This window comes from Oligoflexus sp. (assembly GCF_035638955.1).
In the GTDB taxonomy this organism is placed as follows: domain Bacteria; phylum Bdellovibrionota_B; class Oligoflexia; order Oligoflexales; family Oligoflexaceae; genus Oligoflexus.
On the sequence record NZ_DASQYZ010000098.1, the window covers coordinates 1 to 23,368 of the forward strand.

The 23,368-nt window shown below is 52.2% G+C and carries 14 protein-coding genes; 1 reads left to right on the top strand and 13 read right to left on the bottom strand.

Annotated elements, in window-relative coordinates; genetic code table 11:
* Positions 1 to 51: 51 nt before the first annotated feature.
* On the bottom strand, positions 52 to 966 hold the full coding sequence (locus VE954_RS09170) for an oligopeptide/dipeptide ABC transporter ATP-binding protein (protein WP_324951908.1): 915 nt from the start codon (positions 964 to 966) through the stop codon (positions 52 to 54).
* Positions 967 to 974: 8 nt separating this feature from the next.
* Entirely contained in the window at positions 975 to 1,925 is a 951-nt protein-coding gene (locus tag VE954_RS09175) for an ABC transporter ATP-binding protein (RefSeq protein ID WP_324951910.1), read from the bottom strand.
* A gap of 53 nt (positions 1,926 to 1,978) precedes the next feature.
* Here VE954_RS09175 and VE954_RS09180 point away from each other — a divergent pair, with 53 nt between their 5' ends.
* A complete protein-coding gene (locus VE954_RS09180) occupies positions 1,979 to 2,695 on the top strand; it encodes an RluA family pseudouridine synthase (protein WP_324951912.1) in 717 nt (238 codons plus the stop codon).
* Here VE954_RS09180 and VE954_RS09185 read toward each other — a convergent pair.
* The 11 genes from VE954_RS09185 to VE954_RS09235 form a co-directional block, all read right to left on the bottom strand.
* Positions 2,654 to 3,394 (bottom strand): hypothetical protein, encoded by a 741-nt coding sequence (locus VE954_RS09185; protein ID WP_324951914.1) that lies wholly within the window; start codon positions 3,392 to 3,394, stop codon positions 2,654 to 2,656. The two genes, VE954_RS09180 and VE954_RS09185, sit on opposite strands and share 42 nt — an antisense overlap.
* A gap of 83 nt (positions 3,395 to 3,477) precedes the next feature.
* Positions 3,478 to 6,366, bottom strand: a complete 2,889-nt coding sequence (locus VE954_RS09190; protein WP_324951916.1) for a zinc-dependent metalloprotease — start codon at positions 6,364 to 6,366, stop codon at positions 3,478 to 3,480.
* 20 nt (positions 6,367 to 6,386) lie between these two features.
* Entirely contained in the window at positions 6,387 to 7,574 is a 1,188-nt protein-coding gene (locus tag VE954_RS09195; RefSeq protein WP_324951918.1) for a hypothetical protein, read from the bottom strand.
* Between the two features lie 152 nt (positions 7,575 to 7,726).
* Positions 7,727 to 10,504: a putative Ig domain-containing protein gene (locus VE954_RS09200; protein ID WP_324951920.1), complete on the bottom strand. Its 2,778-nt coding sequence runs from the start codon at positions 10,502 to 10,504 to the stop codon at positions 7,727 to 7,729.
* 280 nt (positions 10,505 to 10,784) lie between these two features.
* Entirely contained in the window at positions 10,785 to 11,675 is an 891-nt protein-coding gene (locus VE954_RS09205; RefSeq protein WP_324951922.1) for a hypothetical protein, read from the bottom strand.
* 11 nt (positions 11,676 to 11,686) lie between these two features.
* The gene (locus VE954_RS09210; protein ID WP_324951924.1) at positions 11,687 to 12,550 is read right to left on the bottom strand and encodes a hypothetical protein; all 864 of its coding nucleotides are present in this window, start codon (positions 12,548 to 12,550) and stop codon (positions 11,687 to 11,689) included.
* A gap of 29 nt (positions 12,551 to 12,579) precedes the next feature.
* Positions 12,580 to 13,455: a hypothetical protein gene (locus tag VE954_RS09215; protein ID WP_324951926.1), complete on the bottom strand. Its 876-nt coding sequence runs from the start codon at positions 13,453 to 13,455 to the stop codon at positions 12,580 to 12,582.
* Between the two features lie 22 nt (positions 13,456 to 13,477).
* Complete coding sequence (locus VE954_RS09220) at positions 13,478 to 14,272, bottom strand: hypothetical protein (protein WP_324951928.1); 795 nt, start codon at positions 14,270 to 14,272, stop codon at positions 13,478 to 13,480.
* A 360-nt stretch (positions 14,273 to 14,632) separates the two neighbouring features.
* A complete protein-coding gene (locus VE954_RS09225) occupies positions 14,633 to 16,450 on the bottom strand; it encodes a YCF48-related protein (RefSeq protein WP_324951930.1) in 1,818 nt (605 codons plus the stop codon).
* Positions 16,451 to 16,586: 136 nt separating this feature from the next.
* Positions 16,587 to 17,036 carry a DUF5071 domain-containing protein gene (locus VE954_RS09230; protein WP_324951932.1) on the bottom strand — a complete coding sequence of 150 codons (450 nt, stop codon included), beginning with the start codon at positions 17,034 to 17,036 and terminating at the stop codon, positions 16,587 to 16,589.
* Position 17,037: 1 nt separating this feature from the next.
* Positions 17,038 to 23,307: an RHS repeat-associated core domain-containing protein gene (locus VE954_RS09235; protein WP_324951934.1), complete on the bottom strand. Its 6,270-nt coding sequence runs from the start codon at positions 23,305 to 23,307 to the stop codon at positions 17,038 to 17,040.
* Positions 23,308 to 23,368: the final 61 nt, after the last annotated feature.

The window sequence follows — 23,368 nt, forward strand, 5'->3', positions numbered from 1 at the left end:
CCCTTGTTTTACGCGGTGTAAGACGCCTAAAACTGCGACACTGTAGAATCTTCAAAAGACACCGGGCCTGACACAGCTTGAGAAGTGTCCTGGTGCCGGCACAACGCTAGTATGTTTGCATGATGCCTGGGAAAAGGGACAGCGTTCCGACAAAGGACACCCTTCGTTGGGCCGCAGTTTCGAAGCCTCCTGGAAGTCCGGAATAAGTTTCAAAGTCGGCTCGCGGTAAAGTTTAGGTAAGGATTGCAGAAGATACTGCGTATAGGGATGCCGGGGCCGATTCAGGACCTCTTCGGCTGGACCGCATTCCATCCACTGGCCTGCGTACATGACAGCCACACGATCCGCCAGGGTCCGAACCGTGGTGATATCGTGGGATATGAAGAGAACCGCAAATCCGAGCTCCTGGCGCAGGTTTTGGATCAACTGGAGCACTCGGGCCTGGGTCATGCGATCCAATGCCGTCACAGGCTCATCACAGACCAGGACTTTGGGCTTCAGGATAAGCGCCCGCAACAGGCAGATTCTCTGTTTTTGGCCGCCCGACAGCTGATGAGGAAAGCGTTCCAAAATGGAAGCCGGCAGCTGCATTTTCGGTAGCCAGGTCTGCAATTCCTGAAGCGCGGCGTGCCTGTCGAGACCACATACTGTCCGTAAAACTTCCAGCAGAGCGGCACCCACGCGAAGGCGCGGATGCAGAGCGGCACTGGAATCCTGGAACATCATCTGAATCCAGCGCGCCCGCTGCCTTCGACTCATCGCTTCAGGTTTTTGTCCTTCATAGACAACGGTCCCGGAATCAGGCTTAAGCAGTCCGGTGAGCAGACGAGCTAACGTTGATTTGCCACAGCCTGATTCACCGAGCACGCCCAGAACCTCACCGGCATGGAGCTGTAAGGAGAGACCCTTGACAGCAGGATGCCTGGCAAAACTTTTGGAAAGATCTTGAGCTTCAAGAAGCAGCATGCGATTCCTCAGTTGGAGACAGCATGGCAAGCCACGCCATGCTCACCAGTTTTGACAAACGGCGGCATTGTCTGCTGACATAGAGGGCGAACCTGAGGGCAAGAAGCCGCATAAGGACAACCTTGAAATTCTGTTGCTTCATGATAAGGAGGGACCACAACATGCGGTTTATGCCCCGCTCGTGGCAGGGCCCCCATCATCGCCTGTGTGTAAGGATGCAAGGGACGCTGCATAAGAAGAGCGACCGGAGCCAGTTCCATTAACTGCCCCTTATAAAGAACGGCGATCCGTTCACACAGTTCCGCGACCAAAGCCAGATCATGCGAAATAAAGAGAAGACCCATGCGATGGTCTTGCTGCAGGGATCGCACCTGGGACACCCATCGAGCCTGCAAAGTTACATCCAGCGAGGTGGTCGGCTCATCCGCTATCAGCAGATCGGGCTCCAGGAGCAAGGCCATGGCTAACAGCAAACGCTGGCGCATGCCTCCCGATAATTCATGAGGATAGGCATGCAGAACCGATTCCGTGTCGGGCAGGCCTGCTCGTTCCAAACAGAGCCTTATACGCGGTGGTGAGACACGCTGGTGATGGAAGCGAAACACTTCCTCCATTTGAACCCGCACGCGCTTCACTGGATTCAATGCTGCCAGGGCATCCTGAACAATCACAGCCATGCGTGAACCACGCAGGTCATTCATGGCGCGCGGACGCAGGGCCTTGAGATCCTGACCTTGGAATCGCACGTCGCCACTGCGGAGGACCACGTCCGGTTCGGGCAGAAGATTCATGGCCGCCAAAGCTGTTAGACTTTTTCCACTGCCGGATTCCCCAACCAATCCCAGGCTTTGGCCACGCTCCAGGCGCAGAGTCAGGTTCTGAACCAAGGGTTCAAACCCACCGGGCCGCGAACGGGCAATGTGCAGGTGGTTCAGCTCCAAAAGTGGAACATCCGGCATGTGACTTGACCTCCAGGACTCGGTCCATTATAGCTGATTCGCGGAGGGATTGTATGAACCACTTTCTGGCCTTGGGACGACAGCCGGTCCTGGAGATTCTGTATCAGGATAAAGCGCTGCTGGCGGTCAATAAACCTGCCGGTCAGTTGTTTCACGGTTATACGAAAGGTCTGCCGGCGCCGCTGGTCGATCAAATCAAGAGTGAGATCCAGCCTTATGTGGGCGTCGTGCATCGCCTCGATCGACCCGTTTCAGGTGTGGCGCTGTTTGCCCGCAACTCAAAAGTCGCGGGACGTTTGGGAGAACAATTTCAACAGCGCAGTCTGGATAAGATTTATCTCACGCTGGTGGAAGGGGAACCGGACGCCGATCACGCTGTGCTCGAAGATATCCTGGAAGCTCCGCCCTCCACCGATCGACCATCCAAAGGTCCTCAGGCCTGTCTTCTCTCGTATGTTAAATTGAAAACCCATGAGGGATGGAGCCTGCTTGCCATTAAATTGGGCACCGGACGGCGACATCAGATCCGCATGCAGCTGAGCCGTCGCGGATGGCCTATTGTGGGAGACAGGGACTATGGAGCGCAGCGTATGCTGGCTGGCACGGAAGCGTTGGATGCACGGTTTTCTCCGCTGGCCTTACATGCGGCACGTTTGAAATTGCAGCATCCCATGACGCAGGCGGAACTCATCATTCAAGCTCCCCTGCCCTGGTATTGGCCTCGGGAATTATTCCTGGAAGCTCCGGACATACCCGATAGCCCAGCGTGATTCCTCTTCATCATAGAGCACGTAATCATCGAGACCAGGCTGCAGCAGAATCCCACCATAACTGTACGATGTGGTCACCGTATCCTCGGGTGTGATCGACCAGCTCATGGATACAGACAGCGAGTAAGCCTGATCCGGTTGCACGTTGATCGGGGGATCGCCGGGACCTTCATAGGTAATCGTGTGGTATTTGATTTCTGAATAATTGGCCCCATAGGACAGCGTCCAATCCGGTAAAAAGGTCCAGTTTCCACTATGCCCGAGCCCGCCGCTATATTCGGGCAGTGGCTGCCCACCCGATCCATCCTGGGGCTTGGTTGAATCATAACGGCTCCAGGTATAACGAATAAAGGCGCTGAAGGCGAAATTGAACGTTTCGGTGAAGGGATAAGCGGCCGTCCAACGGGCTTCCGGCTTGCTATACACTTCATTGAGCTGTGAACTTTCCGAAATCGGCAGCGTTGCCATCAGGCGCAACGTCCAGCCCACTTTCGGAATCAGGCTGCGTGGATACACGTTGAAGGAAAGCACCGTATCGGAAATTTCAAATTCCCGAGTCTGGCTATCCACGTAGAGATTTTTTTCCAATCCCTGTGACGCCGAGAGCGAGTACATTTTCGTTAAGGGATACGTAAACGACCCCCCGAACGACATCACGGGATCCCCTTGCACAAAGGGAATCGCGAGGTCACTCGACACGGAGGCGTTCCAGGCCCAAGCCCTGTCATTGGTTATGGTAAGTAATATCAGAAGCCCAAGCTTCCGATATTTTTTCCCAGCGATCAGCGACACTCAGGTAACCTGCCTTCCGTAAGAAGCGAATAGTTACGATAGCTATTCAATATGCCGTTCAGATCCGCAGGATTTGATAAATAGAGACCGGCCGAATAAGGGTTCTTGATCAGGCCAGCCACATAGAAGTCGCCGTTGAACCGCATCACCACAACCTGTGGCTCATCCACAAAGTATGCATCGGCACTGGCATTGTAGGTCGGCGTCAGCAGAGCCAGCCGCACGTCCGTCCCTGGCGCTGCGCCGAGGGGATTCGTGCTCAGATCGACGTTAAACGCCGCCGCGAAAGTCGAGCGCTTGAAGCAGGCCACGCGGGTCAGCTCAATCGCGCCACGGTTACCTGTGAAATCGAAATTGCTGGCCGCGTTCATGGCAAAATAAGCCCGGCTCATATCGCTGAAACCAAGATACATCTGCCCGGAATTCACGAACGAGTCCGACAGCATCGTTTCAATGAAGCCGCCAATCAAAAGTTCATCCCGCAGTGGCAGAAATGAAACGGGAACGCCCGCGTTGTTGGGATCCAGCGGGAATGCATCGTTACCCATAAAGAAGCGAGCGGCAAAGATCTTATCCGCACCGATCCCAAGGCGCATCAGCGAACCTGAGAAGTTGTCATACTGATCGCGGAAGCTTCGATCGAGATCACCCTGTTTGATCACTGCGTTATAGAAAGCTGCAGCCAATTTCACCGACTGCCTCAAATCGAGCTGAATGGCATCCGTAAAGGCCTGAGGCAATAAAGGGTTCAGGTTTTCAATGCCGGCAAGGTTGGTGGCCACCTGAGGCAACGTGAAGGTCAGCTGATAAAGATTCACAAAGCGTTTGACGTCGAGCATCATCGTGAATACGGAACCATAGTAAGACGACGTGTTCCAGTAAGCCCTACCATACCGGAAGTTCCGTAGGTAATAGGCTTCATCATAATTATTGATCATACTCACAAGAACTTCAGACGGTGAAGTTCCAATATCAAACTGGTTACACAAAGGGTTTTGGAAAACATGTTCATCCGAACAATAAAGATGTGGGACTGCACCAGCATCCTTCGGCAGGTCTTTCAAACCATTGGAATAGGCATAAACCAGCGCCGCCTTATCATAGGCTTCCCAGTCCTGGACCAGACCCAGCTCATCCTTCAGATTGAGATAGTCCATGACGGACGAGGTCACCAGCGTTTTGGCGTCCGTCGCGGTACTGCGTTCAATTCCGGCATCTACGGTGCCATAGAAGTTGTGACGAAGGCTCAGGTTATGGCCGAACTCGTGAATCGCAACCCGATACAGAATGTCGTTAATGGCTTTTTCCGTGTCCACAAGTTTCAGGACCGGACCTAGACCGGCAAACATTTCATCATTCATGTTCCATACGGTCGAGAAGGCCTGGGCGCGCGGTCCCGTCATCCGAAGTTCCTGCGCCTTCATCTTCGCCGTAATAGCCTGCTCAGTCTTGGTTACCATGTTTTCCAGATCCGGATAACTCTGGAGGCGGAAGCTCTGCAGTTTTTCCAGATTCTTGCGGGCACCGAGGATGTCCTGGCTGGTGCCATGACTCGCAAACGGGCTGCCTGGATTTCCATAGGTAAACTCAGGCAGGAGGAAACGGTAGAGCGTCGCGTAACGCGTATCGCTCAGATAAGCGGACGACGACGTCCAGTTTACGGATTCCTGGCCCAGAGATTTTTTCATTTCGCGGTAAAGGGGTGAAACAGCGGGCCGCGAGGCCTCATGCTCCTCATAGTCCTTCAGGCGCTGAATATAATACTTCATATCGCTGATCCATACCACGCTCGTCGAGGAGATAATTTCACCTGTCAAAGGATGAGCACTGGAAGGACCATAGCCGAACGGGGCCTGAAAGTCAGCCTCTTCGACGAAGTGAACGAAGCTGTAGCGAATGTCACCCAATTTCTGGGTGCCGTCACTTTCTTTAATTTCAAAGCGAAGCTTTAGCTTGTTCTTTTCAAAGAGTTCATTGGTACGGGCAATCACACCGATCTTGGGATCACTATAAATCCACTTGTATTTCTCTGGGAAGGATTGGGTGAAATAAATTGTATGGGTCTTGCTGTCGTCCCAGCGGTTCATGACAAACGTGTTTTTGGGACGACCCAAATCATCCATACCCTGCACGACGGTCTGAAAGTAACCGTATTTCTTCATGAGGGGATCGTTTTCACCGGTGTAGACATAGGGCTTGTAAGTACTATCCTTCTCCTGCATGAACGAATATTTATAGTACATCGTATGCGTGAAATCAGTACGGAAATACTGAGGATAGGTGATACACATGGGGTTCACCTGATAATCCACGGCGACCACAAAATTGATGGCACCCACTTCGATTTCCTGCGAATCGTCAACCAGACGCGAGGTACGCTTGGACCAGCAGGTATCGTCTATTTCAAAGGGGAAGCTGCCCGATTCGGCAATTGTGGCACTTTCCCAATTGATCTTGAAAAAACGCTTTTCATCAAACGGAATCAAATCGTTTTCAGTTTCCACGTTGCTGACGCGACCACCGCTGACTTTCTGCGTATAGTCACTGTGCTGGATTGTCCACTGATTGATCACGCGATCCGTCGCGTTCGGACCTTTGAAAGGATCGGTTAAATTTAAGTACTGCAGGTAATCCTTGGTGAACTTGAAATAGCCCAAGGTGGTCTCGGACTGCATGCCGACGAAACCAAAGGCGCTGTTCGAGCCGTTGTTTACGACCGTGACTTTTCCGAGCCAGGGTTTGCCCGTTTCAAAGTCGACCTTGGCCCAACGATTGCCTTCGGTGTCCACTTTGCGTTCCACCGGACGTTTCCGGGCGCATGACGAATAAACAGATGATGCTGCCGCCAGACAAAGCAGCAGATGATTGAGCCTTAGCATTGCCCCTCCCTTGAATACTTTCATGGTGCATCAACCAGGTACTGGATCCAGGTCTTGGCATCGTTATTAACGAACAGCAGAGCGTTCCTGCCGAACTGCATTTGAATGAAACCACCATCCACAACAGTAAGTACACATGTCGGGGTAGCCTGGGCCAGGCAATCATAATTAGGATCAGCGACCGTATGCAGACCTCGGTAAATCAACTTGATCAGGTCTGCGTTAGTTGCAGCATAAGAATTGAAAGAATCATTGATTTTTCGGTTGCCGATGGTAGCGCCAAAATTAAGCGCACCCTGATAAGTGCCTACCGCCTCCATACTCAGAGGGGTATTGCCACCGCCCCACAACACCCCTACACTCGTCTGATCATAGAACAGATAGCCAAGGTCATTCGAAGCTGTAGGAGGACCGTACTTGGCCTCGAAATTCGCCCGCTTCGTGAAAAAGGTCATTCCTGCAATCGATATTCCATAGACTATAGGGTCAGTCGCTCTAGGGTAAAACACTTGAGCCTGTGAGAAATACATGAAAGAGAGCGGCAATCCTTCGGATTTTGCCAACCTAATCCCACCCCGCTTGAAATCCAGGATATAGGCGTCAGCGGATTCCCTATACTGGCAGGTAAGGGCTTTTTCGCAATCATAGTTGGAGGGTTGATTCTCGAATGTGGCGCCAACGTTCAGCATAAAAGTCTTCACTTCAGCGGCATTAGAGATGACATTGGCCATCTTCTGCCCAATTGTGACTGTTCCGTAGGGAGCAGGCAGACTGATGGTACCAGCATACCCTTCTTCAATACCCACCAGGAAAGGCACTGGATCTGCGCCGTCATCCCAGACGATGAGAATATGCTCGGCAAACCGTTCGACCCCGCCCAAATCCTGAGCAAAAACAAGGGTATTATAAGCTTCGCTTTTCTTGGTAAACATGTTTATGTTTGCCACGCTTTTGCCAAACACGATCGGCTGAATGATATTAGCATTGCGGCGTTTTTCAGCGACTTCTGGATCAAGGGACTGGCCTTTTCCCTCAACCTCACCACCTGCAGGCCGAGTGGGCCTCACTGTGATGACGGGCACAGCATCGTCGCTCAGCACAGCGGGGCTGTATTCGCCCGTGTGCTTATTCTCCGCTTTGCGCGAACACGACGATATTATCGGAACGAGGGCGATAGACAACCCCAGCATAACCGCGCGCCGAATCATAAGGCCTCCTTTTCAGGCCGTATCGGCAAATACGCCAATATCCTTGAGTTTTTTTCTATTAAAGGACACGTGCCCGGATAACCGGATGTCTTTAAACAAAAATACCCCCGGCCTGAGCCGAGGGTATCCTGTCGATATCTCAAACTTATGACTTAGATTTCCGTCTCGGTCAGACTATATTTACATGATATGAATCCTGACGACCCGTTTGCTGTTCCCCCACGTGCATTGACCTGCATGCAGAACTTTCGGCCACCATCAGAGTACGCGCCGGAGCAAGCCGTTTCACCAAGCTGAAACGATGTTTTCTTTTCGAAATCCGGCCCAGCAAGGAAGACTTTGTTCTCGCCGCTCACCGAAACGCAGGTTGGCCCCCTCGAGCAGGACTTCCTTCCATTGATGATATCAGTCGGAGCTGTGTGGCAGCTTTCTGCGATAGTGACTGGCGATCGCCTAAGGGCAGCCAGGGTCTTGCTGATCAAGCGATACTCCAGAGAATTCGCAACAGCCTGATCGACACTTCCCTGCTTCAGAAAGTAATTGATGCCGCCAAGGACCTTTGCTCCGAACGCAGGCGTAACCAGGGCCTTCTCGGTTGCTGACAGAGCGTCAACCTGGGTGCGGAACGCGCTGTTGAGCCTATAGAAATTTTTCATCAACAGAACATCATCAGGACTATATGCAGTTGCTTCACTCACTGGCGCCAGTGTATTCGTCGCACAAGCCTCAATACAGGTAAGATTCTTGTCAAATGCCGCATTTCTCCTACAAATATCGGGTGTAATCCTGTTAAGCCTGGCTTGAAGTTCCGCGTTGAGAGCTGGCTCAGGATAAAACCACACTGGCTGCAGGGCAGCATCGACTCCCGTCGGGATACAAACCGAATTTGCGACTCTTCCATACATCATGATCGATGCAGGATCGAATTTGTGAGAAATCAATGCATCATTATTGACAAATTGGTCTTCGTCCCAAGGATAGACATGATCGAGCTTGATAGCAGTCGGATCCTGCAAAGCTGATTTCTGCTCATGGGCTGCGCCAAGGACATGGTACAGCTCATGCCGTAATTCTCCCAGGACTGGTAAACAACCCACATCTGGAGCGCGATTCAAGAGAAGCAATTTCGCACCCTTCCCTAAGCCAAAACTGGCACAGGTGAAATAGCCTAACTTGGCAATTTTCTGCGCGTCGGTTGCTCCGGTCATATCATCTTTGGTCACATGCCTTATGGGAATTGTATTATCAAGAGAGCCCGGATCCAGAGGAACGAAAGTATTTTCAATGAAGACAATTCCAGTGCGATCAAAAATCTCCTTCATCATGTTTTTAAGGATGTTTGTCTCACTTGTATCAAGACCAGACAGCGTATACGGTACAACTCCCCTACTCCAGCGCAGCCCGTCCTTTACTGTGACGAGATTGTAGCCGCTCTCAGTTCCGGTTCCGTTTCCGTTCTTCAAAGCCATGGACTTGTTCTTGGCCAACTCATAGGCTCGATTGCCAAAAATCGGATCGCCCATAATATGGGTGTCTGCCATATCAATATAGTCGTTGTAATTCAACGCCGGCGGGGGATTATTGGGAACATAGGGCAGTCCAATGGTGTTGATAGCCCTATGGACGACGCCATCGATAGTCACGTCAGCCCAGACGTTGCGGCACGAATAGCATTCTTTCACATCATTGTAGGAGAGCACCGGCCCTGTGGTGTTCCTGAACCCGATGAATGTGCTCGTGAACCAGTTCCAGCTGACCGCTGTGATGACTTTATTAGGCAGATTCAGAACCCTGGCTCGAACCCCTTTCGATTCGGCATCATGCTCAAGAACCACATAAGGCTCGGTGATCTGCGGGAGGACCACAGGCTGCACGCCTTCAGTGATGAGATTGTCGACGCCTATCTTAAAAGTGGTCGTCGTGCCAACTGAAGTTGCGATGACAATGCTGGTCGTCTTCGAAATATCAAAGCCATTAGCAGCTAGTTCGTTCAGGTTCAATTCAACCGGAATGGCTTTGGTCGTTAGCGCAAAGGACTTGCGGATGGATTCTTTGCCCGTAAAATAATCCACCAAGGAAACCATAGCGGTCACGTTGGAGGACGACCACATTTCAAAGCGAAGATAAGAATAGGCGGACAGATTGGTTTGTGTGTTCGAACCAAAGCTGTAGGCTGCGGCGCCCCAATAGTTCCTATTGTTGATGGTGTATTCAATGAATTTGTTGGTCCCAGCCAGACCTTCCTTGACAGTGGACGCTGCTGTGTCCCATCCAATCCCCTCGACAAAAGGATAGGTAGTGCCGTCGTACCAAACCTTGCGCGGGGAGTTTTGGGCGACAACATCGATGGTCATATCCCGCGTGACTGTCGAGATTCCATCGGTAGCTGAGAATCTGACTGAGTAGATTCCAACGTCTTTGGAGGCAGGTGTCCATCTTAACGTTCGCGTGGGCGCATCAAAGATTGCACCCACTGGCAAGCCTGCGGCTGTGATGGCCAGGTTTGAGAAATCTTCATCAGAGGCGAAGATGTTCCCTACAGTTTCTCGCCCAGGCTGAGCATAGATCTTGGACGGCGCCCAGACGAATGGCTGGTCGTTGACTGATGCGATGTTAACGGTGACCACGACCCGGTACAGTCTTGTCAGATCTGCAGGATCCGTATACTCAAACTGAAACGTGTCTTTTCCAAAGAAATTGCGGGTGGGGAAATAAGCATAATCGTTTGTTGAGCCATATTCCCAGCCCAACCCGCGGAACAGCAACGCACCATGCTCGGGTTTCTTTCGCATTGTCATGGAACTTGCGAGATTTGGCGTGCCACCTATCGTAAGCGGAGTTATCCGCCAAGGCAGAGGCGAAATTGCGGACGAGTCTTCAGAAATATTAAAGGTCACTTCCCGAATCTGCAAAGTTTGAACGAGAGCCATTGACGTGGCTCCAGACCAAAAAAAACCGACAAAAAATACGAATAGCCCTGCCATTACGCGGAAGTTTGCAATCATTCCATTTCCCTTGGTGAATTTTGAAACGTATCGGAGAAGAGCAGTACCTTCTTGACGTTAGGCGATCGAGAATGACCGATCCAAGCGCTTTGTAGGCAGAAGACTGGGCAATGCTTAAAGAAATCGTAGTTTAAGTTTTCTTTACGACCCTTTAATTTGCCCTATTTCTACTCAGTCGATACAGAGGTTTTAACCTCGGGAAGGATCAATCCGGAAAACGTCCTGCAGCCTTTTCTGCCATCAAACCGTCACGCACGTGCGTGGCCTGCGAGGTCGCGATGTCACTGAAGGTCTGGGCGGCAAGCTCTGGAAAACCGTTATGCCGTACGGCAAGGCGGATAATCGTGATAAGCGTGCTGCCGCCGTCCTCGTTACCGATGGTGATGGTGGTCGTGTTGTAGTATTTGAAATCAGGGTTGTCGGCATCGAGCAAATGTTCGGCACCGATGCCAATATCAGGATTGCCGCCTTCAACCTGGTAGCTGTTGAGGGCCGTCTTGCGGTCATTGGAAAAAGCTGTTTGCGCTGGCGTCTGCACGTTGGAGTGATAGGCGAGATGCCATTTTCCAAACTGAAGGTCACCCCCCAGGGTGGACGTCAGATCGTCCGTCACGGAACCTTCGAGCTGCACGTAGGGGAACACACTGGTCGCGACCATATAAGATGGAATGCTGGCGCTCCGCACCCATTTGGGAGCGATCGGGACACGATAGACGGTGACGGAAGTGCCACGTGTAAAACCATCAGCGTCATGCTCCAGTTCGAGTTGAATGGAACGTGGGGACTCGCCGATTCTGCCAGCATAACGATCGATCTGGTCAAACGTGCTGCTGGGTTTTTTGTTATCACAGAGAACTTTCAACTCCTCCGAAAAATCCGCCTTCAGTGGCAGTTTATAGACATGCAGACAAAAGATCGATTGAAGGTCACGGCGAATGGCCGTCGGCTCGGTTGTGATGTCACCAATATCCTGCCAGGTCTGAATCGGGGCCGATGCAAAGGACCGAGGCCCCTCATCCTGGACTACAGAATCTCTGCGTTTCGTACAAGCCGTGCCAGCCAGTAGGCACGCTGCAAGGGCGAAAGTGTATTGCATGGGTTGACTCCTTATTCCTTGAGGCCGTTGTACATGCCATCCGCTGCGTTCTGGGCGATCTCCTGAATGGATTTGGTCGCCGTCGCCGGGAACCCTTGGTTGCTCAAGACAAAATGCAAAAGGGTGATCACGACCGTTCCGCCTTTGCCATCGTTGTAACCCGATCCATCATTGAATGACACATTGAGCATGACCGATCGGCTATAGTTCGGATTGTCGTTCGCTGGAAGATGCTCGACGCCAAAGCCCATCTCCTCGTTGCCGGACTGCACCTGGTAAAGGTTATATTGGGTCTGCCGTTGGCTGGTCAGCCTTAAACCCTGGGTCCCTTTGATGACAAGATCATAATTCATATCCGCCGACCATAAATGCAGCCCCGAATCCAAGGGATCCTCCAGGCGTCGGGCGGCGTTGGCTTTCAGATCGATCACGTCACTGGAATAATTTTGCGCCACATAATCATAGATTGGCCTCGCTTTGACCTCAAAAGGCCGGATGGGGACATGAAAGCTCCAGGCGATAAAGAACTCAGAGCGGTCGCCGTCAGGATCGTGCTGAGCCTGCAGAAGTTTGAGCTGATAGCCGCCCGGGGTCTGACTCAGGGCGTCGCCCCGAAAATCAAGAAATTCTTTGGTGGGCTTGCCGTCAGCGCAAAAGAAACGAAGCTCTTCAGTCACATCAGAACGCAGCTTTATCTTTTCCACGTTTTCGCAGTAGAGTTTCGGATAGTCGATGACCGCAGGGGTATCGACAGCCGGTTTTTCACCTTCCGCCTCGGCTGCCGACTCTTCAGTGTCAGTCTTACTGTCGGATGATTTTTTACAGTGGCTGACAACGAGTGCCAGCATAACAACGAGCAAGCGCGATATGTTCATGTTCGTTCGCCTCGTGCGCCTGGTTAACATCATGGAGCCGCTTTGCTGACTAAATACTGCTGCAACATTTTAGCAACAGAGCCGTTCAAAGCTGTCAAGGTAACGTTCAGACGGGCTGGATCAATCCGATTCTTGATCACAAGGTTGGTGACAAAGACCATATAGGATTGGCCATGCTCGGCCTTGATTCCGACCGTCAGTCCCTGTGCCTTGTGATAGAATTCATTGGCGTCAGCATCCAAAAGATGTTCCGTCGAGACGGCAATATCACGGTTGTTCTCGATCAGCAGATAGGTGTTGAATTCCGTGCGGCGGGTATCATGGATACTCGCCCCGTTAGCCAGCTTCAGATCATAGTTCAGAACAATCTGTTCCACACTGGCTTTACCTGGAAAGGATTGACGGGATTCGACTTTGATCACGAGCTCCGAGTTACTGTCCTTGATACCCGCCGCAAAAATATCATGGGGCTTCAGATCAGCAAACAGAGAAGGATTTTCCAGAGGGGCTTTGATAGCGAACATCAAAGCCAGCTCTGTGACAAAGTTATCGGCGGTCGACAATTTCAAAACCTTAACCAGCGGCGTCCCCGTTCCCACATAGGCCTGAGTGATGGCTTCCTTGAATGCCGGAGTTGTGGCCGACCCGTTACAAATAAGTTTGAACTCTTCACTGAAGTCGGCTTTCTTTGCCGCAGCAGCTACCTTGGGACCTTCTTCGCAAAGGACCTGCTCGATGTTGCGATCGTCGATATTGACCGCGATCACAGGCGCGGTATCCGGAGTGGTCGCTGCCGCGGGTTTGCTATCGATGGCTGGGCCTTCAAACTTCCCGCCTTTGGGTGTGCAGGCTGCACTGATGATCAGACTGATGGCCCACAAGAAATGTCCTACCTTGCTTGACATATGCTGTTCCTCTTCCTTCAGGTTACTTGCTTTGGACGGTATAAAGAGCTTTTAAATCAGCGATGATAAAGGCTGAAAAAGCTTCCACAACACGCTCATGTTGCTCGCGGCTATTCATGACAAAATTCAGGACCGTGATGCTGATCGAACCATTAGGATTCGCTGGATCCCGCATAACCCCACGCAGGACCACGGCTTTCTTGAACTGTTCTGAAGGGGCGCGGAGCGTCCGGACAGCGGCAAAGAAATCAAAATTATTGGGATGCATGCGATAAAGCTTCAGGTCGTGCGTGGAGATATCGTCGAATTCCACCGCTGCGTTGACGATCGTGCGTTGCTCAACACTGAAAGCCGTGTCCGCGTCGCCCAGGTTCGGGACGGGAGCTGCAAACTTCGGGCGGATCGTCAGCGGATCCACCGAATAAGCTGCCGGCACATGCTTTTCTTCGCCGAGCAGCGTCGGGACCGGCGGCTTCGGAATTTTCATGGCATAAGCCACTGTAATCTGGGTCGTCTGCGTGGCTGGAGTTTCCTGAATCAGGACGTTCTGGATCACAGGCTCGCCCACGCCTGCAAAGGCATTGCTGAGCAAGGTTGTGAGGAGCGGCGATGGAATCTGGTTGGGACAAATGAGATTCGCCTCATCCAGAAAGCTCTGTTTGGTGATCGTCATGACGTTTTTAAAGCCAAGACAAAAATTTTCCGGTGTCAAGGCCATCACATTCTTTGGTGGGAGGATGCCATGCACACTCCCCGCCTGGGCTTGCACCGTGACCGGTAAAGCCAATAAAAGCATCCGAACCCAACGCGTTCTCATGTCTTACCCCTGCATAAAAGATGACAGTTTGATTCAGCAACAGCCATGCCGCCGTTGGCCTTAGTGATTTCGTCGTGTTGGGCCAGGACCCATTGGTCAGTCGAAACCGGGAAGCCTGTTTATGCACTGGATTTAAAAGAGAGATTTGACATGTGACATAGGGGAATCGGGAGATCGGCGAAGATGGATTTGGGGGCTGCGAAGCCTGGTCCAGGAAACGACGTGAGACCCTGAGGTCGAGCCTAAGCTCCATTTTCAACCAGGGATGGATGGACCAGGATCAAGGCCGTCGTTTCTGGAACCAGGCTATCTTCGAATTTTGAGACTCACTGTCCCGGAAGTGAAACCGGGCCCAAGCGTTCAGTTCACAGTCGTGTGAAACACACCATCGGCAGTCACGGCTATACCGAAGTCGGCTGTGGGAAAGAAAATCTGATTGGCAGCAAGCTTGTCCTTGCGCACAAAAGTATGGCCGCCATCGTTGGTGAAATAAACCCACTCCCCGGATTTGATCCAGCCACGATTCTTATCGAAAAACTGCATCTCATTGAATCGGCCCGCACCACCCCTGATGCCGTCCATGGACACTGTTTCCCAGCTAAGACCGCCGTTGCGTGTGCGCTGGATACCATCGCCACCGGAAGCAAAAAGCGTCAAGCGATCTGCTGCCACTATCCACAGTGCGCCCTTGTCGGGCACGTCTTTGACGAGTTGGAAGTTCACGCCGCCATCAATAGTTTTCCATAGAGCCCGAGTCGAATTCGTGGTCCAACCGATCACGTAGCCCTCGTTGAGCGAGACTCGGGTAAAGTCGCTGATATTCACCATGTTGGGAAATTCTGCTGATTTTAGCCAGGTTTTGCCGCCATCGGCCGTACGGTAAAGTTCCTTCTGTCCGAGAACCCAACCATTCTTTGCATCCTGGAAGCGGATCTTCCGATAGAATTCACTCTGATCGAGAAATTGCTCAGTCCAGGTTTTGCCGCCATCCACCGTGCTGACGATACCACCTACTCCTGTGGCCCAACCCTGTTTTTCATTCAAGAACCACATAAATTCCATGACGTTGCGGTTTCCGTACTGGCATTCCCAGGTTTTGCCGCCGTCTGTCGTTCCATAGATGGCATGAGTCGGTGGCTCGTCGCCCGGACAGGATTCGCCCTTGTCGGCAAGCCCGTATGTCTGTCCAACTTTCCAGCCGTGAGTTTTGCTCACAAAAGTGGCCTCTTCGTCAGGCAAGGCGATATCGGCCACCTTCTTCCAATTTCTTGCTACGCGTGCACACTGACCATCGCTCTGCAGAATTTGATCCGCCGCGCAGGTCGACAAAGCAAGTTTGCGAGTGCTCTCCATGGACGTGCCCTTCGCAGCGGTCACGGTCACTTCACAGGATTCGCCTTCGAAGGTTTGCGGAACCATACCCGACATGGTGAGAGCGCCTGAAACGGGTGTGGATGAAAGCCATTGGCACGAGCCACTGTAGGTATCAAGCAAAGGCGCATCGCTGCCATCAAGCCCATAGGCTTCATAGACCAAGGTCTGCAGCATTGAGCCCGGCTCCACCCGCAAGGTTCCGCTCGGTCCAGACTGCCAGGCAACTTTGCCATCAACAGGCGCCCCTTTCATGCAACTGATATCCTGCGCGTCGTCGACGTTAAAGGGCATGTTAGGCCCCACCAGTCTGGAGTCCAGAGGCAATGCTTTCTTGATGTCGAAACCCATCGCAGCTGTCAGAGCGTAACAGCCGACCATATAAAGTTTGGTGCTGCCTGTGGTGGCTGAGAAAAAATATTTTGTCTCGCCACCGATTTCAACTTGATAGAAGGTTTTTCCACCAGGTTGACAGGTGAGCTTCGGTTGATCTGCGATGTTCAGATCCTGAATTTCCTTGCTGTCCAGCGGCGATGCCGGGAAGAAATTGAGAAAATCCATGGGATAGCCACTGGCCTGGACCAGTTTGAGGAGTCCTCCAGGGTTGCCTTCGCAGCTCAGTTCATAGCCTTTACCGTTGCTGACCAGGACATAGCGAAGCGTACCGGCGTCCAGGACTTTTTGGATGCGGACGTTGTTATCGTTCGGTTTGGCGTTTTGCTGGAGTTTGCTGATGCTATCCGTCCCGCTGCAACCGGCGAGGGTGAGGAGGAGGAAAGCGTTAAATAAATGACTTCGGCGATTCATGTTTTTCCCTTTTCGAGAGTTGGTGCAGGTTGGATACTGGAGGAAATTTTGGGATTGGTCAGCAGATTCTGAGGGACATGAGGAGACATGAGGTGGGACGGAGAAGGCAGGAGCCGAAGCTCCTGCCTGGAATTAGCTAGACATTGGATTTGAAGAGGATTTTCCTTGCTGATTCCAGACTCAATTGGTCTCGACGTATTTTAAGTTCTCGAACCAGGAAAGTTAGGCCAAATATCCACATCCCGTCGTTCTCCTTAAGTGCCTTTAATGCAACTGTCTCCAAAGTGGGGATCAGTTCATTCGACGGCACCGTAGAAAGAAGTTCTGTAATATCAGAAAAACCAGGCCAATTCACATCCATATACCACTCCAGAATCCGTGGGAGCACTGGCAATATCCGTGGGTATCCCGTGCTCTTAAGTATCTGTGCTTCGTTCTTCCAACAGGACTTGTCTCCAGCAAGACATAAGAGACTCAGGTCCCATTGATCCAGATTCAACAGTATCGCTTTTCTGGCTTCTTCTTGCAGAGGCTTTGGTCTTTCCCATGAGAGGTCCGCGATGATCGCCGCAAATTTGGGGTCCACCTCACTCACCTCCCCCGTTTGTATAGTGTTGAGTCACCAATCTAATCCTCGCGGTGAACTGATGAGGACGAGCTTCAATGCTATTGCTGAAATAAGATTGGGACCATTTTTTCATTTCAGACATGGTTGCCCCTTGGGGTCTCACGCTCACATGATGATCGCCATCAAAGGTGGCCGAAAAGCCCGCTGCCTCAAGATCGACGTCCGTCGTTTCATGATACTGAGTGCCATACGCCGGCGGCGTTGTCGTAAAGGAAAGTGCCGGATTGTCTTTACCTTTGTAATCGACAGGTCTCAGCGTCAAGGCCTTGTTCTCATTTTTCCCCCAGCGGTAAACTGTTCTGGGCTCTCTTTGCTGCTTATGCTCTGCAGCTTTAGCTGAAACACTTTGAATCGGGCCGGCTTTGCCGCTTGCTTTTGTGGCCCATGAGGATGAAGTTGAAGTTGAAGTGCTGGTCTTGCCACTCAACGCGTTCGTCATATCAGCTGTGCTTTTCGCCGACAAACCATTCGGATCGATAAAATTCACCGGATTGTTCAAGGCATAAATCGACAGATTGCATTCCAAAGCTCGCGCGACACAGAGTTCGGGGTCTGCGAGATACTTGGGATCCGGGCTGATGAACCGCCCGAGCCGTGGGTCGTAGTAGCGGAAGCCCATGTAGATGAGCTCATCTTCAGCATCGGTATAGTGCCCGGTATAGCGATACGGAACCTTCAACTGACGCGTGGCTACACCATCACGAGCAGGTTTCACTTCGCTTCCATATGGGCTGTAGGCCGTTTCCTCAACCAATTCACCCGTCTGATTCACCACTGCTTGTGTGGAGCCCTGATGGTCGGTCAGGTAATAAAGCCTTTGTCCCGATGTTTCATCCAGGCTGGAAATGCGTGTGGCACCGAGGAAAGTATGCGACTCGCGCCCAATCGGTGTTTCTGTCAGCGACTTCGTTGGGAACAGGTAGTCCTTGCTCGAGCCATCACTTTTGGTAACCACGGACTTGTAGGATCGAGTCCCCATATGGTCGTAACCGAAATAGAGCCTATAGTCCGAAGTCTCAACCAGAATCAGCTGACCCAGGCCATCGAACTCAAGACGCGATAGGCCCGGACCTTTCTTCAGCTGCTTGAAACCATCGTATTCATAAACCGGTAGCTCAACATGTTCGACGCTGGAGCGATCGAGATCCCACATGTGCAGGTCGCGCACCTCTTCGAATGAGCCGCTGATTTCGTAGTCATAGGCTCGCTTGCCAGCTGCGGTTTCCGCCGAAATAAGCTCATTTCGACCGTTGTAGGAGTAACTGGCCTTGCGATTGTGAGCGCCCTTGTCCGCCCGCAGATCCGTGATTTCCAGGATCTGGTTGTTGCCATCGTGAACCAGTTCGATATTCTGCAAGGATTTTGTATCGGTGGCACTGATCAGCGACGTTTCATAGTGATCCGGCAGCAGCGTTTTCGGATCATAGGCATAGCGGTTCTGCAATTTACCTTGCGTCAGTCCAAGGTAATCAAATCCTTCCAGCTGAGCTTTTTCGTTGAAGCGAATATTGCCGACAATGGTTTGAGCCTGGGCCTGACCCTTTGCCTGAACCGTAAGCGCCTCCAGCTGAGCGGCAGGATCATACTCAAATTCCGTTACGATACCGGACGGATTTCTATGCTGGAATGGAGTGCCATCGACATAATAGGCCGTGTCTTCGATATAAGTTTTGTCGCCCAACTTGATTTCCCGTGAGACCACCTTGCCTTGGACGTCGTAGCGGAATCGTTCGGCTCGATCAAAGAGCTTGTTGCCGGTATCGAAGGTCGTTGTTTCGACCAAAAGACCGAGCAGTCCGCCCGCCTGATTCTTGAAATGAACGGACCAGTTATCACCTGCCGGATCTTTATCATAGGTATTGGCAATTCGAACTTCGCCATCAACCGTCTGTTGGGTCATTCGACCTTGATAATCATAGGTCCAGCGTACGAGATGCTGTTTCGAACCATCCGACGCAAGTCTTAGAAGGGCCGTTTGCTGACCTCGTTCATCATAAAGAGAATAAAGCTTACCAATACCAGGCACATCCTGGCTTTCGAGCTGACCAATGGAATTGTATGTCGCCAGGCGCTCCTGGGCGTCACCACTGCGCTTGATCCCACTGAGTTGCCCCAGATCATCACGACGGAAGAAAACCTCCCGATCGGAACCTTCCGCATAGCTGGTGATCTGAGCAAACACGCCCATCGAGTTTTCCACGGCATACTCGACGCTGCGAATTTCTTTGCCACGCTGCTGGAACAGGATCTCAGTTTCCGTACCCCAGGGGTGATAAGTTGTAGTCAGGGTTTTACCTTGGGGTGTGACGACGCTTTTCACACGGCCCAAATAATCGTATGACCGCGTTTCACGGTTCTCATGCGACGATTCCAGAACCCGGAGTTCGGTATTCATGTACTGAGCAACCGTGCGACCTTCGACTTCGGGCAAAGTGAACGGAGTCCAGATGGCGATCGGTCTTCCCTTCCTATCGTAATCCTGTAGCAACTTCACCCGAATCGCCGCGCGCTTATCGATCTGGACATCCTGAAGTTGTGCCAGGATCTGGCCGTCGGCGCGATAGATCGCGAGCTCGGACAGGCCACCGCTATTGGAGTCCTTCACTTTCCTCACTTCATGCAGGACCATCAAAGGATTCTTGCCCAGCGCTTCGCGGTAACTATAGGTATCCAGGGACCCGTCGCTCTCGATGGACTTGATCCGACCGAGATCATCATAGGTATGAACTTTCACGAGGCCGCGAGGATTCGTCTCCGTATGCAGTAAACCGTCTTTGTAGGTATAAGCAGTTTCCAGATCACTGCCGGCATCACTGGCCTTCGGCACGACCTGTCGCTCGATATAATTGCCACTCGCATCATAATGGGTATTCTGAACGACGCCTAAACCATCGGCAACCTGGGTCACACTCCCATATTTGTCGTATTCGATGCTGGAGAGCCGTTTACGCTTCTGAATCCGCTCAGCTTCGAGCGCCCCAAAATCTCCAGTATGGCGGCTGTAGACCCATTCGGTCTTCTCCTTCAAGAGGCCGGCGGCATTGTAAAGGTAATTCTCGTCGGTGAGTATCGCTTTATTCCTGATCACCTTGCGGCTATCGGGAAGATCCAGGATACCTTTCTCAACTAAATCATCGCGTGACGTGTTATAGGTGACGCGCGTTTCCGTTTTGTATTCGGGCAAATCACCGCCTTTGGCATCGGCGATGCCGCCTTCAATCGAAACCGAAACAGCTGGAAAATTGTAGGTGTCAAATTCACCATACTCAGTCGAGTTTTCCTGGCGAACACCGCCGGGTACGCTGAGCTCTTCGTCAAAATGCGAAGTCGCTTCCCTGACGAGCCTAAGAAAGAAAAGCTGGCCTTCACGCGGAATGCTCTTCCAGATCCACTGCGAAGACCGGACGATGGGACCGTCCGGCAGGGATTGGTCGGCAGCATAGTTGATAAGAGAATGAATACGAGGATCGTCGCCTTTGAAGCCGCGGGTATCTTCGCCTTGCTTTTCAAAGAAAACATTGTTCGAAGTCCTCTTCAACACTTCCAGCGAGGGCTTACCCGCCAAACGCCGCCCGGCTTCTTCAGCTGCGGACGTATGGTAGCTGGTGAGCGTATACGAAGACGAGCCGCCGAAGGTCTCGCCATAGAGCAGGACACCGACCTGCTTGAAACCCAAAAATTCGCGATCCTCGGCCGAAAACTGCGGCTGATGATAGAAAAACTCCTGAACTTCCGTTTGCTTGCTGTCCTTGCCTGGAACCTGAATCGAACGAATCAGCTGCTTGAGCACGTAGACGGGAAAATGCAAAGGACTGACCGGCTGCTGTAGGCGACTGTCCCGAAGCCGCTCGGCGCTGGCAGTTGTATAGCGCATATCAAAGCGCAGACCGTTGTCATGCTCGACAGCCGTAAGAAGGTTGGAGCGAATCAGGTGGAAGGGTTGTTCCTCGGTGTCATCGACTCCCGACGTCACTTCCCGGTTGAAATCGATGGCCTGGACGCGCTGATCACCGGAGGCACCGTTGTTGAAGATCAGGATTTCGTCCTGCCCGTCACCATCGATATCCGCCGTACGGCTGCGAACTTTGGCGCCGCTGCCGATCTGAATTTCCTGGGTGAGTTTAATCTTCGCGGCGACTGGGGTAATCACGAGGCCGCCCTGACCAAACCAGACCATGAGTTCGAAACTTGATTTGCCAATCGTGGCAACATCGACCAGACCATCACCGTTGGCATCCACCAGCCAGAACTTGTCTTTGTAGTCACCGACGTCCAGACCGGAAAGTTTGATCCAGGCTCCACCGGCGCCACAGGTGCTGTCCACCTCATCGGTACCGAAGAGCACATCCGAGGATTTCACCTGATTGAGCCGACCCATATTCAGATAAACACAGAGACCAGGTTGATTGTCCAGAATCGAGGGTTTGAGATAAGTAATGTCCGATAAACCATCACTGTTGAAATCAGCTATGCGGAAGTTGCTATCGGAAAGACCTACATTCTGCTCGGGGAATGGAAAACGCAGGGTAGCGGCAACGAAGGACAGTTCCCAGCGATTGTTCACGATCCTGCTGCGGTTCACATAGACCTTCCAGACGGTCCGGCCGGAAACCTTGGTCGTGGTCAGGACATCGCTCTTGCCATCGCCGTTCAAATCGACGAACTGGGCATTGCCGCCATCAAAGACGTCGGCATACAGGCTATCATCGGCAGTCGTCTTGAAGGAACCGGAGTAGGTGAAACCCCCCGCTGCCTGGCCGAGGAAGACCACGCCGCGCTTGTTTTCCCACTGCAAGAGGTCAACATAGGTGTCACCGTTCAGGTCAGCAAAGTGAAATGCTTTTGAACTCAGATTGGGCTCGACGGTTCGACCATCGGGGAGTTTGATCAGCCAGTCCTGGGCTTCACCGAAACTCTCGCGGCCACCTTTGCCCAGAAAATATTCCGATTGGCCATTGCTCTTGACGTGGATCGCATCCACCATTCCATCGTGATTGATATCAGCGAGCTCGTAACCATCGGCGGTGAAGTCGACCTTGGAGATCAGACTGGCCAAGGAAGACACGGTGCGACGCTTGGGTCGATGAGCCGGGTCCCAGGCCGAATAGCTGAATTTCAAGCGCGAATGATGCGGCGCCGCAGGGTTGTATTTTTCCTGCTTGCCGTAGCGGTAGATCAACTGCAGCTCATCCTGGACCGACAAACTCTCGCTTGCGGCGGCAGCTTTCAGTTCTTCCTTCGCCGTGTCGATGCAATCTTCGTGCGTTCTGATCGCGCGCTTTCCTGTACTGGCATTGCGATCGCTCAAATAGACAAAGCACCATTGCTCGCGCGGTCGGCCGTCGAATGCGGCCACCATCTTGGTGTAGATCCGCGAGTTCTTTTGCGGGAAAGCGAGGTTGTAGTGCTGGAGGGTATTGTTGGTCGCCATCAACTCAAAACTATAGTGGCTTTTGCCTCCAGCGAAATACACATCGCTGAGATAGGAGCGTCCATCGACGTTTTTATAAGCGTAGTGGATGGCTTCGCCGGTCTTCGACACTTCGAAGACCAGGGGAAATTTGGTGACCGTGGTGATCTGATTGATTTCAAAACCTTCGGCAATCTTCAGATCACTGGAATAGAGCTGCCGCGTGCCGTTCGGATAAAGAACTTCGAACCCGCTTGCCATCCCGGCTTCGCCATCATTCGGCAAGCCGACGCCGGCGATCGGGTAGGCGAAGGGGATCTCATAGGACTTCTTATGATAGGTCACGATCAGGTCCTGCTCGTGGGCGCGGACCTTGAAATTGATTTTATTCGAGCCGCTGCTGATAAACACCAGCTTCTCGCCTTCAAACAGCAGGGGATTTTTAGGATTGTCATTATCCAGAAGACCGTTGAAGGGCAGGCCCACCTCTGTGGAAACCACAATGCTCGGGACCTGGATCGACCAGCCGATGCCGAACCCCTGACCCTGATTCCGGCCTTGCTGATCGTAGCTGATGCTCAAGGACGGCGCGTGACCAGCGCGACCCGGCAAACTGGGCAAGGGCACCGAAAACTGGTTCACCCCCTTGTTACCCGAGGTCCCTACTTGAGACGTCTCACCGGAAAAACTCGTGGAGATCCCAGGCGATTTGATAAGGCCCGCCCTGGACCCTGATTTGTCCTGGGCTTGCCCCAGGCTCCCACCCAGCAGCCCTAAGACTGCCAGACTATTAAAGAATTGCCGAAAGGATGAATTCATAAAAAGCTATACCTCTCCATGTGCGGGCTGGGCTCAAATCAAACATTGTTTCAGGGTCACA